Annotated in this window: 11 protein-coding genes and 1 pseudogene; 2 read left to right on the plus strand and 10 right to left on the minus strand. The window is 69.1% G+C overall.

Annotation, left to right across the window (positions count from 1 at the left end):
* Nucleotides 1-3: 3 nt before the first annotated feature.
* Nucleotides 4-1,674 (minus strand): choline dehydrogenase, encoded by a 1,671-nt coding sequence (betA, locus tag KUM49_RS16460; RefSeq protein WP_217237600.1) that lies wholly within the window; start codon nt 1,672-1,674, stop codon nt 4-6.
* Nucleotides 1,675-1,875: 201 nt separating this feature from the next.
* Here betA and KUM49_RS16465 point away from each other — a divergent pair, with 201 nt between their 5' ends.
* Complete coding sequence (locus KUM49_RS16465) at nt 1,876-2,622, plus strand: IclR family transcriptional regulator (protein ID WP_217237680.1); 747 nt, start codon at nt 1,876-1,878, stop codon at nt 2,620-2,622.
* Between the two features lies 1 nt (nt 2,623).
* Here the strand turns inward: KUM49_RS16465 and KUM49_RS16470 are convergent, their stop codons facing one another.
* The 9 genes and pseudogenes from KUM49_RS16470 to KUM49_RS16510 form a co-directional block, all read right to left on the minus strand.
* Complete coding sequence (locus KUM49_RS16470) at nt 2,624-3,754, minus strand: aromatic ring-hydroxylating dioxygenase subunit alpha (RefSeq protein WP_217237601.1); 1,131 nt, start codon at nt 3,752-3,754, stop codon at nt 2,624-2,626.
* A gap of 148 nt (nt 3,755-3,902) precedes the next feature.
* Nucleotides 3,903-5,066: an NAD(P)/FAD-dependent oxidoreductase gene (locus KUM49_RS16475; protein ID WP_217237602.1), complete on the minus strand. Its 1,164-nt coding sequence runs from the start codon at nt 5,064-5,066 to the stop codon at nt 3,903-3,905.
* Nucleotides 5,063-5,425 (minus strand): bifunctional 3-phenylpropionate/cinnamic acid dioxygenase ferredoxin subunit, encoded by a 363-nt coding sequence (locus KUM49_RS16480; RefSeq protein ID WP_217237603.1) that lies wholly within the window; start codon nt 5,423-5,425, stop codon nt 5,063-5,065. Before KUM49_RS16480 ends, KUM49_RS16475 begins: the two co-directional genes overlap by 4 nt.
* A gap of 215 nt (nt 5,426-5,640) precedes the next feature.
* Nucleotides 5,641-6,270, minus strand: coding sequence for an MBL fold metallo-hydrolase (locus tag KUM49_RS16485; RefSeq protein WP_217237604.1), 630 nt, complete (start codon nt 6,268-6,270; stop codon nt 5,641-5,643).
* Nucleotides 6,270-7,355 carry an S-(hydroxymethyl)mycothiol dehydrogenase gene (locus KUM49_RS16490; RefSeq protein ID WP_217237605.1) on the minus strand — a complete coding sequence of 362 codons (1,086 nt, stop codon included), beginning with the start codon at nt 7,353-7,355 and terminating at the stop codon, nt 6,270-6,272. The genes KUM49_RS16485 and KUM49_RS16490 overlap by 1 nt, the downstream gene beginning before the upstream one ends.
* Nucleotides 7,356-7,577: 222 nt before the next feature.
* Nucleotides 7,578-9,338: a BCCT family transporter gene (locus KUM49_RS16495; RefSeq protein WP_217237681.1), complete on the minus strand. Its 1,761-nt coding sequence runs from the start codon at nt 9,336-9,338 to the stop codon at nt 7,578-7,580.
* Nucleotides 9,339-9,637: 299 nt separating this feature from the next.
* Nucleotides 9,638-10,746 (minus strand): annotated as a pseudogene (locus KUM49_RS16500) (chorismate-binding protein).
* A gap of 70 nt (nt 10,747-10,816) precedes the next feature.
* On the minus strand, nt 10,817-13,117 hold the full coding sequence (locus tag KUM49_RS16505) for an FdhF/YdeP family oxidoreductase (RefSeq protein ID WP_217237606.1): 2,301 nt from the start codon (nt 13,115-13,117) through the stop codon (nt 10,817-10,819).
* 633 nt (nt 13,118-13,750) lie between these two features.
* On the minus strand, nt 13,751-14,716 hold the full coding sequence (locus tag KUM49_RS16510) for a pirin family protein (protein WP_217237607.1): 966 nt from the start codon (nt 14,714-14,716) through the stop codon (nt 13,751-13,753).
* A gap of 135 nt (nt 14,717-14,851) precedes the next feature.
* Here KUM49_RS16510 and KUM49_RS16515 point away from each other — a divergent pair, with 135 nt between their 5' ends.
* Nucleotides 14,852-15,295, plus strand: a complete 444-nt coding sequence (locus KUM49_RS16515) for a winged helix DNA-binding protein (protein ID WP_217237608.1) — start codon at nt 14,852-14,854, stop codon at nt 15,293-15,295.
* Nucleotides 15,296-15,408: the final 113 nt, after the last annotated feature.

Raw genomic sequence — 15,408 nt, forward strand, 5'->3', positions numbered from 1 at the left:
CTCCTACTCCGCCTGCTTCTGAACGTGACGGTGGCGGTAGTACGCGGCCTTCGACGGCGCGAGCGCCTCCTTGCCGAGGATCAGGTCGGCGGCCTTCTCGGCGACCATCATCACGGGGGCGTAGATGTTGCCGTTGGTGACGTACGGCATCACGGACGCGTCGACGACCCGCAGGCCTTCCACGCCGTGCACCCGCATGCTGGCGGGGTCGACGACGGACATCTCGTCGGTGCCCATCTTGCAGGTGCAGGACGGGTGGAGGGCCGTCTCGCCGTCCTTGGCCACCCACGCGAGGATCTCCTCGTCCGACTCCACGGCCGGGCCGGGCGAGACCTCGCCGTCGTTGTAGGGGGCCAGGGCGGGCTGGTTGAGGAGCTTGCGGGCCACCCGGATCGCCTCGACCCACTCACGGCGGTCCTGTTCGGTGGAGAGGTAGTTGAAGCGCAGTGCCGGGTGTTCCTGAGGGTCCTTGCTCTTGATCTTCACCGAGCCGATGGCGTCGGAGTACATGGGCCCGACGTGCACCTGGTAGCCGTGACCGCCGGCGGGCACCGAGCCGTCGTAACGGACCGCGATGGGCAGGAAGTGGAACATCAGGTTGGGGTAGTCCACGTCCTCGTTGCTGCGCGCGAAGCCGCCGGCCTCGAAGTGGTTGGTGGCGGCAGGGCCCTTGCGGAACAGCCACTGCAGGCCGATGAAGGGGGCGCGCCATTTCGCGAGATACGGCTGCATGGAGACGGGCTGCTTGCAGGCGTACTGGATGTAGACCTCCAGGTGGTCCTGCATGTTCTCGCCGACGCCCGGCAGGTCGTGGACGACGTCGATGCCGAGCGCGCGCAGTTCCCCGGCGTTGCCGACGCCGGACAGCTGCAGCAGTTGCGGGGAGTTGATCGCGCCGCCGCACAGGATGACCTCCTTGGCGCGGACCTGCTGGAGTGCGCCCCGGCCTCGCCGGTACTCGACGCCGACGGCCCGCTTTCCCTCGAACATGACACGGGTGACCAGGGAGCGGGTCCTGACGGTGAGGTTCGGCCGCTTCATCACGGGCTTGAGGTACGCCTTCGACGCCGAGAGCCGGCGCCCGCGATGGACATTCCGGTCGAACTTGGCGAAACCTTCCTGCCGGTAGCCGTTGACGTCGTCCGTAGGGGCGTAACCCGCTTCCTGCGTGGCCTTGAGGAAGGCGGCGAAGAGGGGGTTGGACGCCGGGCCTCGTTCGAGGACGAGGGGGCCGTCGTGGCCGCGGAACTCGTCGTCCGGATCGGCCGCCAGACAGTTCTCCATGCGCCGGAAGTAGGGCAGACAGTGCGCGTAGTCCCAGGTCTCCATGCCCGGATCGGCGGCCCAGCGCTCGTAGTCCATGGGGTTGCCGCGCTGGAAGATCATGCCGTTGATGCTGCTGGAGCCGCCCAGCACCTTGCCGCGCGCGTGGTAGATGCGCCGGCCGCCCATGTGGGCTTCGGGCTCGGACTCGTACTTCCAGTCGTAGAACCGGCTGCCGATCGGGTACGTCAGCGCCGCGGGCATCTGGATGAACACATCCCACGGGTAGTCGGAACGGCCGGCCTCCAGTACCAGCACCCGGTTCGCCGGGTCCGCGGAGAGCCTGTTCGCCAGCGCACTGCCGGCCGACCCGCCACCGACGATGACGAAGTCGTAGTGCAGGGGAGCCATGGTGCCTCGTCTCGCTCGTGCCGTAGATATGCGAGTCATGCTAGTACTAGTAGCGCTATACGCACCAGGTTGCGAACAACGCAACTTGCAAGCCTTCGTTTCGGCGCCGTTACTTGCAAGGGTGTTGTTTACTGCGCGTATAGTTTCACTGTGAGCAACCACAGCCAAGACACCGAAACGTCCAATTCACATGCCGGTGGCGTGCAGTCGGTGGACCGCGCCATCAGCGTCCTGGAGATCCTGGCCCAGCGCGGCGAGGCAGGCGTCAGCGAGGTGGCCACCGAGATCGAGGTCCACAAGTCGACCGCGTTCCGTCTGCTCGGCGCCCTGGAGGCGCGCGGTCTGGTGGAGCAGGCGGGCGAACGCGGCAAGTACCGCCTCGGCTTCGGCATCGTACGCCTGGCCGGCGCGGTCACGGGGCGCATCGACATCACTCAGCAGGGCCGCCCGGTGTGCGAGCGTCTCGCCGAGGAGATCGGCGAGACGGTCAACATCGCGGTGATGCAGGAGCACTACGCGATCAACCTCTACCAGGTGCGCGGCCCGGGCGCGGTCACCGCACACAACTGGGTCGGCCAACTGACCCCGCTGCACGCGACGTCGAGCGGCAAGGTCCTGCTGGCGCACCTGCCCGCCAAGGAACGGGCCGCACTGCTGACAGAGGCCGGCCTCAAGAAGGTCACACCGCACACGATCACCTCGAAGGCGAAGCTCGAGAAGAACCTCGCCGAGGTGCGGGATGCCGGCTACGCCTGGACCAGGGAGGAGCTGGAGCTCGGCCTGCACGCCATGGCGGCGCCGGTCCTCGACCGGGACGGAGAGGTCATCGCGGCGGTCACGGCCTCCGGGCCCGCGTACCGGTTCACCGAGGAGCGGATGCGCGAGCTCGCCCCAGTGCTGATCAAGGGCGCCGAGGAGATCAGTCACCGGATGGGCTATCTGGGCTGAGTCACCCCTGAGGGGTACCCAGACGCTCGCTCACCCAGTCATGGAAAGCTCCGATGTGGTGCTCACTGGGCACCAGCACGCCGCCCTTGGCGTACATCCGGGAGCTCATTCCGGGCTGGGTGCGCTCGCACGCGTCGAAGTCCTGGCGGTTGACCCGGTCGAAGAGTTCCACGGACCGGCTGACGTCCTTGCCGCTGTCCACGACGTGCGGGAGGTAGAGCCAGTCGCACTCGACGATCGTGCGGTCCACCGACACCGGATACATCCGGTGGAAGATCACATGGTCGGGCACAAGGTTGATGAAGACCTGAGGCCGGACGGTGATGGCGTAGTAGCGGCGGTCCTGGTCCTCGGCGACCCCGGGGATGCGGTCCAGGCCCTCGGATCCGTCGACGGTGAAGCCCTGGACCTCCTCGCCGAACTCGGCGCCGTGACCCACGTAGTACTGAGCGGCGTAGCCGTCCGCGAACTCCGGGAGCACCTCGGTGAGTTCGGGGTGGATCGTGGCGCAGTGGTAGCACTCCATGAAGTTCTCGATGATGAGCTTCCAGTTCGCCTTCACGTCGTAGACGATCCGCTTGCCGACTGAGAGGTTGTCGATGCCGTAGCGCTCGATCGACTCGACGTCGCCGAGGCGGGTGACGATCTCACCGATGACCTCCTCCTCGAAGGAGGGCGGGTTCTCCGCGAGACAGACCCACACATAGCCGAGCCACTCGCGCACGGCCACGCTCACCAGTCCGTACTCGGTACGGCCCACGTCTGGCATCTTGGTGAGGTTGGGCGCCGCGACGAGCTTGCCGTTCAGGTCGTACGTCCAGGCGTGGTACGGACACTGGAAGGCCCGCTTGACCTCGCCGGTCTCCTCGGTGCAGAGCTTGGCGCCGCGGTGCCGGCACACGTTGAAGTACGCACGGATGCCGTTGTCCCGGGCCCGGGTGACGAGGATGCTCTCGCGGCCCACGTCGACGGTGCGGAAGGCGCCGGGCTTGGCCAGCTCGGACGCCCGCGCGACGCAGAACCACATGGTCTCGAATATGTGCTCCTGCTCCTGGGCGAAGAACTCCGGGTCCGTGTAGGAGGAGCCGGGGAGAGTGGCGATCAGGCTGTCCGGCAGGCTGGTCGAGGTCACGGTGCACTCCTCGGGAGAACGTCGTGGAGGGGTCATTCACGCGCCGGGAAGAGCGACTCCGGACGGTGTTGTGCATAGAGCAACGCTGCGTGCTATGTGCAACCGCAGCATGGGATGCCACTGGGGCGGTGTCAAGCTGCGGGCGGCGTCAGGATGCGGTGGCGAGGAGTTGCTTGCGCCAGCGCGTGAACAGCCGCGGCTGGTTCATCCCGAGCACGGCGACCGGGTTCCCGGCCCGCCGGTAGACAGCCAGGACGTCGCGGTGGTCCGCAGTACCGGCCTCGACGGTGACGGTGTCCGCGCCGACCGCGTGACCCGCGAACTGGATCTTCACGCCGTACTGGTCGGACCAGAAGTACGGCGGCCGGGGCACCCCCGGTTCCACCGCACCGCCCGCCAGCAGGGTGGCGACCGCGGCGTCGGGCCGTTCCCGCGCGCCGGTCCAGTGCTCGACGCGGCGATGGTGACCCGCTCGCGGGTCGTACCAGTTGGCACAGTCGCCGACCGCTACCACGCCGGCCAGGCTGCTGCGGCCGTCGGCGCCGCACTTGACGCCGTTGTCGAGGGCGATGCCTGAGCCTTCCAGCCACTCGACGTTCGGGCGTGCGCCCACACCGACGACGACGATGTCGGCGGGGACGGTGCGGCCGTCCTCCAGCAGGACGGCGTCGACGCGAGTCTCCCCGCTCAGCCCCTTGACGCCCACACCGCACTCCAGCCGTACGCCGTGGTCGGCGTGGAGAGCGGAGACGATGGCGCCCATGGTCTCGCCGAGCGGTCCGGCGAGCGGTGTCGGGGCGGCCTCGACAACGGTCACGTCGAGGCCGAGGGTGTACGCGGTGGAGGCGACCTCGGCTCCGATGAAGCCTCCGCCGATCACCACCAGCCGTCCTCCGCGGGACAGTTCGTCCCGCAGGGCGCGGGCGTCGTCCAGGGTGCGCAGAGTGTGCACTCCGGCCAGACCCTCGGAGCCGGGCAGCGTGCGTGCCGCGGCGCCCGTCGCGATGACGACGCCGTCGGCCTGCACCTTCCGTCCGTCGGCGAGCCGCAGGGTGCGGGCCGCGTGGTCGAGTCCGGTGGCACGGACGCCGAGCAGCCACTCCGCCCGGAGGTCCTCGCCATCGACCTCCAAGGCGAGTTCGGCCTCGCCGAGTGTGCCGGCCAGGAACTCCTTGGACAGCGGGGGCCTGTCGTACGGACGGTGGAGTTCGTCTCCGATGACGACCAGCCGACCGTCGTAGCCCTGCTTGCGCAGTGAGCGCGCCGCCGACAGTCCGGCCAGCGAGGCGCCGACCACGGCGACCGTCCTCACGCGGGACCCCCGGCGAGCCGGGCCGAGATGCAGGGCGGCAGGTTGGGCGCGTCGGTGGACACGCGGACGTAGATCATGCCGTCCTCGACGACGATCTCGTGCGTCCGGACCGGGAGTTTGGCCGGCGGGGCGTCGACCGCGCCGGTCCTCAGGTCGAACTTGGAAGCATGCAGCGGGCATTCCACCTCGCAGCCCTCCAGCCAGCCGTCGGCGAGCGACGCGTCCTGGTGGGTGCAGGTGTCGTCGATGGCGAAGAGTTCGCCGTCGTCGGTGTGGAACACCGACACCGGCGGATCGATGTCGAGCCGGTGAGCCTCGCCCTGGGGGAGATCCTCAAGACGGCACGCGGGAATCATCATGACACCTCGGGTGCGTATAGCGAAACGGATTGCGGTAAGCGCAACATTAGTCTGAGGTCGCCCTGAACCCTTGTCAAGGCATCCAGAGGGCACTCTGAGGCCGTTCATTTCGTTGCGCCATAAGAAACTCAACTCATATAGAACAACAGCAGCCCGCTACATCGGCTCGCGGTGGCCGCGAGCCGATGGCGGGCGCTCAACGGTCGCCGGGGGCGTCAGAAGCCGCGGTCGATCCACTCCTGGAGGTGCGGGGCCTCGGCGGCGATGCTGGTCGTGTCCCCGTGGCCGGTGTGCACGACGGTGTCTGTGGGCAGCGTCAGCAGCCGGTCCCGGATCGACTCGACGATGGTCGGGAAGTGGCTGTACGACCGCCCTGTCGCCCCTGGCCCGCCGGCGAACAGCGTGTCGCCGCTGAAGAGCGCCGTGAGAGCCGGGGCGTACAGGCAGACCGCCCCGGGGGCGTGCCCCGGCGTATGCAGCACGGTGAGCTCGACACCGGCCACCGAGAGGCCCTGGCCGTCGGTGAGTTCGGCGTCCGGCGCCCGGTCGGGGTGGGTCTGCTTCCACAGCGACAGGTCGTCCGGGTGGAGCAGGACCGGGGCGCCCGTGCGCGCGGCGAGTTCGGGCGCGGCGTCGATGTGGTCGTTGTGCGCGTGGGTGCACACGATCGCGATGAGGCGCCGGTCGCCGACGGCCTCGGCGATGGCGTCGGCGTCGTGCGCGGCGTCGATGACGATCGCCTCGCTGTCGTCGCCGACGATCCACACATTGTTGTCGACGTCCCAGGTGCCGCCGTCCAGCGAGAATGTTCCCGAGGTGACGAGGTGTTCGATGCGGGCGGCCATCAGAGGACCACCACCGAGCGCAGCACATCGCCGCCGTGCATCCGCTCGAAGGCCTTCTCGACCTCGTCCAGCGCGATCGTCTCCGTGACGAAGGCGTCCAGGTCGAGCCGGCCCTGGAGGTAGAGGTCGATGAGCATCGGGAAGTCGCGGGAGGGCAGGCAGTCGCCGTACCAGGAGGACTTCAGGGAGCCGCCGCGGCCGAAGACGTCCAACAGCGGCAGTTCGAGCTTCATCTCCGGCGTGGGGACCCCGACGAGGACTACCGTGCCGGCGAGGTCGCGGGCGTAGAACGCCTGCTTGTACGTCTCCGGGCGGCCGACCGCCTCGATCACGACGTCGGCGCCGTGGCCGCCGGTCAGCTCCCGGATCGCTTCCACCGCGTCGGCGGACCTGGAGTTGACGGTGTGGGTCGCGCCCAGCTTCGCGGCGGTCTCCAGCTTGCGGTCGTCGATGTCGACCGCGATGACCTTCGCCGCCCCCGCCAGGTTCGCCCCGGCGATCGCCGCGGCCCCGACACCGCCACAGCCGATGACGGCGACCGAGTCACCTCGCCCGACGTTGCCGGTGTTGATGGCCGCGCCGATGCCCGCCATCACGCCGCACCCCAGCAGACCGGCGGCGGCCGCCGATGCGGCCGGGTCGACCTTGGTGCACTGCCCGGCAGCGACCAGTGTCTTCTCCGCGAAGGCGCCGATACCCAGCGCCGGCGACAACTCGGTGCCGTCGAGCAAGGTCATCTTCTGCTTGGCGTTGTGGGTGTTGAAGCAGTACCACGACTCCCCGCGCTGACAGGCACGGCACTGACCGCACACCGCACGCCAGTTGAGGATCACGAAGTCGCCCGGCGCGACGTCGGTGACCCCCTCCCCCACCGACTCCACGACACCCGCGGCCTCATGGCCCAGCAGGAAGGGGAAGTCGTCGTTGATTCCGCCCTCGCGATAGTGCAGATCGGTGTGGCAGACCCCGCAGGCCTCGATCTTCACCAGCGCCTCACCCGGACCCGGGTCAGGCACGTTGATCGTTTCCAGGCTGACGGGGGCGCCCTTGCCCCGCGCGACGACAGCACGGACCTGGTGCGTCATGGCCACTCCTCGGCTGGTCGAGACTTGAATCAGATGTTGCTCATTACGGCACACATCTCACGTGTCGCAACACAGCATCGTTGAGTGCCGACCGGGGGTCAAGCACGGCGACAAGGTTCCCGCAGCCGGTCGGGATCGCGGCCGGAGCAGCACGAACGCCCGGCGGGGCCGTGGCCGACCAAGTCGGTGCCACGACCCCGCCGGGCGCGGGTCCGGCCGCTCTCAGGGAGCGGAGGTGGAAGTGGACCGCGTGGGTTGTGCGGACTGCTGGGAGTGGTCGGCCTCCGTGCCGTCGGAGGGCGCGCAGGGACCGATGCGGAGTTCGAAGTCGCCGTCGTACTTCTCATGGCCGGCGATGACGGCCGATTCGACGGCTTCCTTGCCGATGCGCCCGCGGATGATGAGCGGATCCTGGCGCAGATCTCGGGTGAGCGCGATACACAGGCCGACCATCACCAGGGTGAAGGGGGCAGCCGCGAGAATCGTGAGGTTCTGCAGGCCGGTGAGCGCGTCACCCTTGCCGCCGCCGATGAGCAGCATGATCGCGGCGACCGCTCCGGTCAGCACACCCCAGAAGACGACGACACCCCGCGTCGGTTCCAGGGATCCGCGCTGCGAGAGCGTGCCCATCACGATCGAGGCGGCGTCGGCGCCGGAGACGAAGAAGATCCCGACGAGGACCATCACCACCACGCTCGTGATCGTGGCGACCGGGTACTGCTGGAGCACGTCGAATAGCTGGCCCTGGGCGGTCGAGGCGTCGCTGAGACGCTTCTCGTCCTGGAGGTGCATCGCCGAGCCGCCGAAGACGGCGAACCACAGCAGGCTGACGCTGCTGGGCACCAGGATGACCCCTCCGACGAACTGGCGGATGGTACGGCCCCGGCTGATGCGCGCGATGAACATGCCGACGAAGGGCGTCCAGGAGATCCACCAGGCCCAGTAGAAGACCGTCCAGCCGGCCAGCCAGTCGGCGACGCCCTCGCCGCTCGACGCCTCGGTACGCCCGGCCATCTGGGCCAGGTCGCCGAGGAACGCGCCGATCGAGGTGGGCAGCAGGTCGAGGATGAAGATGGTCGGTCCGACCAGGAACACGAAGACCGCCAGGGTCACCGCCAGCACCATGTTGATGTTGGACAGCCACTGGATGCCCTTCTCGATCCCGGACACGGCCGAGGCGACGAACGCCACGGTCAGCACCGCGATCACCACGACCAGCAGGCCGGTGCCGACGGATCCCAGCCAGCCCAGCCCGGTGAAGCCGCTGCCGATCTGCAGGGCGCCGAGCCCCAGGGAGGCGGCGGAGCCGAAGAGAGTGGCGAAGATGGCGAGGATGTCGATGATCCGGCCACCCCAGCCGTTCGCCCGGCTCTCCCCGATCAGCGGGGTGAACACGGCGCTGATCAGCTGCCGGCGGCCGCGCCGGAAGGTGCTGTAGGCGATCGCCAGACCCACCACCGCGTACATCGCCCACGGGTGGAGCGTCCAGTGGAAGAGGGTGGTGGCCATGGCGGTCTCCATGGCCTCGTGGGCGTCGGCAGGGTTGGTGCCCGGCGGCGGTGTGACGAAGTGCGACAGCGGTTCGCTCACGCCGTAGAACATCAGGCCGATGCCCATGCCCGCGCTGAACATCATGGCTATCCACGAGACCGTGCGGAACTCGGGCCGCTCACCCTCCTCGCCGAGGGTGATCCGCCCGTAACGGCTCATGGCCAGCCACAGGGCGAAGACCACGAAGCCCGAGGCGGCGAGGACGAAGGCCCAGCCACCGTTTCGGATGGTCCCGTCGAGGAGCTTGCCGGACACGCTCTCCAGCGAGTCGGTCGCGGTGGCCCCCCACACGACGAAGGCGAGGGTGAGGGCCGCGGCGACACCGAAGACGACCAGGTCGGTCCGGGGGCCGGCGGATACCGCTGGGCTTCCTGGCAGATCCGCGTCGACGGGATGGCTACGGCTCCCGTCTCTTTCGCGGGCGTTGTTCATCAACTCGTCCTTTCCACAGACGGCGGTGGAGTCGTTGTCGCGGACGGCGGCAGGGGAACTCGTCGGTGATTCCGCCTGCCCGACTGACACGCCGGAGCGGATGGGAGGACGACGAGAGAAGGAGTGGCGGAACGGCCACCCACGTGCGTTGTTGCGAATAACGCATGAACTTTCACTATGAGAGACAACCTTCTGGGCCTCGGGGAAGGCTGTCAAGGGGTCGGACGTGCAGAGTTGCCCTACCGCGACCGACCGGCCACCGTGAACGGCAGCGAGACAAGACCCGGCAGGGAGGATCGTCAGCAGCCTGCGCGCGAGGGCGTTCCGGAGCTGCGCCGATGCCCACCCGACGCCACCTTCAGCAACCGCCGGGCTTTCAGCTGCGTCTCGGCCCACTCGCGCTCGGGGTCGGAACCCCAGGTGATCCCCGCCCCGGTACCGAAGCGCAGTGACGGGCCGCCGACAGCAGTGCGGTCGATCCAGAACGTGCGGATACCGACGGCGAGTTGAGCCGTGGAGCGGTCGGCATCGACCTAGCCGACCGCACCGCAGTACGGGCCGCGCGGCGCGGTCTCCAGCGCCGCGATGACGCGCAGCGCACTGGGCTTGGGGGCGCCCCGTGACGGAGCGGGGCGGGAAGGTTCCCGCGAGCAGCTCCGGCCATCCGACGTGGTCGGCGAGTTCGCCGCGCACGGTGGACACCAGGTGCACCAGGCCGGGGTACTTCTCGACGGCGCACAGGTCGGGTACGGTCACCGAGCCGGTGGCGCACACACGTCCCAGGTCGTTGCGGACCAGGTCGACGATCATGACGTTCTCGGCGTGGTCCTTCTCCAGAAGGCCCGCGGCGGTCCGGCCGGTGCCCTTGATGGGGCCCGAGTCCACCGTACGGCCGTCGCGGCGGAGGAAGAGCTCGGGCGAGGCCGTGGCGATCTCCACACCGTGCGCCGGAAGGCGGACCGTGCCGGCGTACGGCGCCGGGTTGCCCCGGGCCAGTAACGCCGTGAGAGCGTCGGCGTCCGCCCGTTCCGGGTCGGGCAGCGGCGCGGAAAGGACCCGGCACAGGTTCGCCTGGTACACCTCGCCGGCCGCGATGTGCTCGCGGCGGCATCGATTATGCGGCTCCGCCGCGGGGCCGGACCCCGGCGATGTAGGCGGTCCGGTCGAGAGTGGACGTCCAGGCGTCCGGATCCGGGCCGCGCCACGCCGCGGGCTCCGCGGTGGCCACGGGCGCACGGCGTACGTCCCCGAAACGCGCGCACACCAGGCGCCCCTCGAAGTCGGCGACCACGGCCCAGAAACCTGTGGCGTCCAGGGCCGCGGGATCGCTGGTCACGTCCCGGAGATCGGTGGCGAGGAGGTCGCCGAAGCGGGCCATCGGGGCAGGGTCGTACAGGGGGCCGATCATCGGTCACCGCCTCTCCGGCAGGGAACGGTCGGCCGGCGGGCCGATTCACACCCGCCGGGCGAGAAGTGGGCTATGCGTCGGCGGACCGCGGTTCCAGCCGGACGACGACGGACTTCGACGTGGGGGTGTTGCTGATGGCCGCCGTGGAGTCCAGCGGTACGAGGACGTTGGTCTCGGGGAAGTAGGCGGCGCAGCACCCTCGGGGCGTCGGGTACGACACGGTCCGGAAGGAGGGCGCCCTGCGCTCCACGCCGTCGCCGTACTCGCTGACGATGTCGACGAGGTCCCCGTCGGCGAGACCGCGCTCGGTGAGGTCGTCGGGGTGCAGGAAGAGGACCCGGCGGCCCTGGTGGACACCGCGGTAGCGGTCGTCCAGGCCGTAGATGGTGGTGTTGTACTGGTCGTGGGATCGGAGCGTCTGCAGCAACAGCCGGCCCGGCGGGACCTTGGGGCTCTCCAGCGGGTTGGCGGTGAAGTTGGCCAGGCCGGTGGCGGTCGTGAACCGGCGCTCGTCGCGGGGCGGGTGGGGAAGTGCGAAGCCGCCCGGCTGCCGTACCCGGGTGTTGAAGTCCTCGAAGCCGGGGATCACGCGTTCGATGCGGTCGCGGATGCGGTCGTAGTCCGCCGCGAAGTCGCCCCACGGCACCTGCGGACCTGTTTCCCCGAGGGTGGCCGCTGCCATCCGGCAGATGATCGCGACCTCGCTCAGCAGGTGCTCGGACGCGGGCGCGAGCCGCCCTCGCGAGAGGTGCACCATGCCCATGGAGTCCTCCACCGTGACCAGTTGGGGCCCGCTGGGCCGCAGGTCGGCTTCGGTCCGTCCGAGGCACGGAAGGATGAGGGCCTCCTCTCCGGCGATGACATGCGAGCGATTGAGCTTGGTCGAGATCTGGACGGTGAGGCGGCAACGGCGCAGCGCCTGCTCGGTCAGGTCGGTGTCGGGGGCCGCGGCGACGAAGTTGCCGCCCAGCGCGACGAAGACCCGTACGTCACCGTCGCGCATGGCGCGGATGCTGTCGACGGCGTCGTGCCCGTGGTGCCGCGGGGGCGTGAAGGCGAACTCGGTGCCGAGCGCGTCCAGGAACGCGTCGTCCGGCTTCTCGTAGATGCCCATCGTGCGGTCGCCCTGCACATTGGAGTGGCCGCGCACCGGGCAGAGGCCGGCGCCGGGGCGACCGATGTTGCCGCGCAGCAGAAGGAAGTTGACGACGTCGCGGATGGTGGGCACGGAGTGCTTGTGCTGGGTGAGTCCCATCGCCCAGCAGACGACGATCTTCCCGGCGGCCAGTACCTGGTCGAACGCTTCCCGGATCTCTGCCTCGGGCAACCCGGTGGCCTGAAGGATCTCGTCCCACGACGCCTTGCGGGCGTGCTCGGCGAACTCCTCGAAGCCATGTGTGTACCGCTCGATGAAGGAGGCGTCCAGAGTGCCGGGCGTCTCGTCCTCCGCCTCCAGCAACATGCGGTTGAAAGCCTGGAACAGCGCCTGGTCGCCGCCCAGCCTGATCTGGAGGAATTGGTCCGCCAGCTTGGTGCCGCCGCCGATGACACCGGAGGGCTTCTGTGGGTTCTTGAACCGGATCAGTCCCGCCTCGGGCAGCGGGTTGACGGCGATGACGCGGGCACCCTGCTGCTTGGCCCTCTCCAGCGCGGAGAGCATCCGGGGGTGGTTGGTGCCGGGGTTCTGGCCCACCACGAGGATGAGATCGGCCTCGTAGAGATCTTCCAGGCTGACGCTGCCCTTGCCGATGCCTATGGTCTCCACAAGGGCCGAGCCGCTGGACTCGTGGCACATGTTGGAGCAGTCCGGCAGGTTGTTGGTACCGAAGGCGCGCACGAAGAGCTGGTAGAGGAACGCGGCCTCGTTGCTCGCCCGTCCGGAGGTGTAGAAGGCGGCCTGGTCCGGATTGTCGAGCGCGTCGAGTTCCCGGGCAATCACGGCGAACGCGTCGTCCCAGGAAATCGGCCGGTAGCGGTCGGCGCCGGGCGGGCGGTACATGGGGTGGGTGAGACGTCCCTGCTGCCCGAGCCAGTAGTCGCTGCGCGGAAGCAGATCCTCCAGGGTGTGCTCGGCGAAGAAGTCCGGGGTCACCCGGCGCACGGTGGCCTCCTCGGCCACCGCCTTGGCACCGTTCTCACAGAACTCCGCCTTGTGCCGGTGGTCGGGCTCGGGCCAGGCACAGCCCGGACAGTCGAAGCCCTGCTTCTGATTGACCCGCAGCAGAGTGAGGAGGCTGCGACGGGCCCCCATCTGTTCGCCGGCGTGCCGCAACGAGGAGGTGACCGCGGGGAGGCCGGCGGCGTACTCCTTCGGCGGGCCGACCCTCAGTCGGGCGTCGCCGGGGTCCTCAGCAGGTGGCTTGCGAGTCATCTGTAGCGCTACTCCGCGGTATTAGGGGAAACAGAGCCATTCCATCGCCGGGCATCGCGGCCGCCATTAGGGGAGCCGCCCCACCAGAGATAGGTCTGTTGCCAATTACACAACAGTATCTTTATACGCAACAACCCTAAGGAAGCCCGACCCGCAGCCCCCTGTCAAGCCCGCCGCTCCGCCGATTCGAGGCGGCCCCCGGCTTGCACACCGCCCTCGTCGCGGGAGACACCGAATCTGCGATTGACTGTGCGCCCGACCAGGCGGAACGACCTTCCAGCCCTGGACAACGCCCGCACGCCAAAGTGGTGACCGAGCTTCTCCGCGGACGCAGCCGCCCACAAGGTCGCAGCGCGAGGCCCGCCGATCAGCACCAGCACCTGCCTCAACTACGCGCCAGGTCAGCGTTCACCCGGGCCGCCATCAAACCCGCGAAGCTCCGCGCAAGCGACTGGGCTTCGAGAGGGCTGCACAACCTGACCTGACTAAGCGTCAGAAAAGTCAGCAAAGGTCAGCGAGAGGTCTGCCACAGCCGCCCGCAGACGGCCACGTTGCGGGACCGCCGCCCACCCCAGCCCGAGACAGCAAACGGTCGGCCGCCCTCCAGCAAGCGGCCGACAACATCCGTGCAGGTCAGCGCACTCTCCCCCGCGGCTTCAACGGCAGGGGCGGCAGTTCCGGAGCGGGCAGCGGATCACCGTCGTACCCCTTCACCTCGCCGAAGCGGGAACCTGTCATCCAGTCCGCACGGGCCTGTTCGATCTCCTGCTGGGAGCGCCCGATCCAGTTCCAGAACATGATCAGCTCCTCTTCGAACGGCTCACCGCCCAGAAGCATCAGGTCCGCGTCCGACTCGGCGCGCAGGGGAAGTTCGGTGCGGCCGCAGCCTAGGTAGAGCATCGAGCCCGGCAGCAACGGCACACCGTCCACATGCGCCTCTCCGGACATGGACAGCACGGCGTACTCGAAGTCCGGTTCCAGCGGCAGGCGTACGTCCGTGCCGCGGGCGAGGGCGAGGTCGGCGCCGACGATCGGGGTGTAGGTGGTGCCGGGCGAGGTCGCGCCGTCCAGGGTGCCGAGGATGAGCGTGGCCGTCACGCCGGGTGCCGTGACGAGGGGCAGCTCGGCGTGGTGCTCGAAGTGCGGGTCGGTGTGGCGGTGGCCGTCCGGGAGCGCGACCCACAGCTGGGCGCCGTGCAGGAGGGCGGCGTGGGGCCGGGGGCTCTCCTCGGAGTGACTGATCGCCCGGCCGGAGGTCATGAGGCCCAGCTCGCGTGGGCGGATCGTCTGGAGGCTGCCGGTGGAGTCGCGGTGCAGCACCTCGCCCTGGTGCAGCCAGCTCACGGTCTGCAGACCCATGTGGGGGTGCGGCGGCACCTGCATGCCGGGTTCGTCGGCGATGTCGTCGGGGCCGTAGTGATCGACGAAGCACCAGGCGCCCACCATGCGGCGGCCCAGGTTGGGCAGCAGGCGGCGGACTTCGGTGGATTCGCCGAGCTTGACGTGACGCGGGCTGAGGAGTTCCCGGACGGGCTCGGTCACCACGAAGCCGCGGCCGCCGCACAGGGCGGGAACCGCCTCGCGATCAAGATTGCTCATGGCGCTCAACCTAGCTCCGCGGGGGCTCCCGCGTCAGGTCAACGAATCGTCGGCATTTTTAATAGCCATGGATATAGTCGCCATGTACTTTATTGGTGGCCGGGGAGCCATCAGCCGAGGGACCGAGGAGCAGTCATGACCACCACTTCACCCACCGTCGACGGCCGCGCGATCGCGCTGGCCCACTACGCCGGACGCGCGGTCCTGGAGAGCGTCCTGGCCCGCTACGGCCTGACGTTCCAGCAGTCGGTGACGCTCAGACCTGTCGCCATCGCCGACACCGCCGTCGAGCGCGACGAACTTGTCGCGCAGATCGCTGACGCGCTCAAGATCGAGGCGGCGGACGTGCACGGCGTCGTCGACGAGCTGGCCGCCCAGCGGTTGATCGCCGACGAGGGTCCGAAGCTGCTCGTCACGGACGCCGGACGGGACCTGTACGCCGGGACGAGCACCGAGACCGGGAAGATCTCCGCCCGGATCTATGCCGGCCTCTCCGCCGAGGATCTGGCGGCCGCGGGGCGGGTGCTCGCCCTGGTCACCGAGCGGGCGAACGCGGAACTGGCCGCGCTCGCCGAGTAAGGGGTCCTTGCACTGTGAGCGTCCGATCAGGTCGCGTGGTCTGGTGCCGTGCATCGCAAGGCGCCGGAGCGGCCGCGATGGGGGTCCCCCCGCGCGAGGTTGTTCGAGCGTGG

Source organism: Streptomyces sp. AC555_RSS877 (assembly GCF_019049245.1).
In the GTDB taxonomy this organism is placed as follows: Bacteria; Actinomycetota; Actinomycetes; order Streptomycetales; family Streptomycetaceae; genus Streptomyces.

Coding starts and splice junctions, on each gene's coding strand:
- KUM49_RS16515 (WP_217237608.1), top strand. CDS start 14,852: ATGACCACCACTTCACCCACCGTCGACGGCCGCGCGATCGCGCTGGCC.
- KUM49_RS16485 (WP_217237604.1), bottom strand. CDS start 6,270: ATGGCCGCCCGCATCGAACACCTCGTCACCTCGGGAACATTCTCGCTG.
- KUM49_RS16505 (WP_217237606.1), bottom strand. CDS start 13,117: ATGACTCGCAAGCCACCTGCTGAGGACCCCGGCGACGCCCGACTGAGG.
- KUM49_RS16495 (WP_217237681.1), bottom strand. CDS start 9,338: ATGAACAACGCCCGCGAAAGAGACGGGAGCCGTAGCCATCCCGTCGAC.
- KUM49_RS16480 (WP_217237603.1), bottom strand. CDS start 5,425: ATGATGATTCCCGCGTGCCGTCTTGAGGATCTCCCCCAGGGCGAGGCT.
- KUM49_RS16510 (WP_217237607.1), bottom strand. CDS start 14,716: ATGAGCAATCTTGATCGCGAGGCGGTTCCCGCCCTGTGCGGCGGCCGC.
- KUM49_RS16490 (WP_217237605.1), bottom strand. CDS start 7,355: ATGACGCACCAGGTCCGTGCTGTCGTCGCGCGGGGCAAGGGCGCCCCC.
- betA (WP_217237600.1), bottom strand. CDS start 1,674: ATGGCTCCCCTGCACTACGACTTCGTCATCGTCGGTGGCGGGTCGGCC.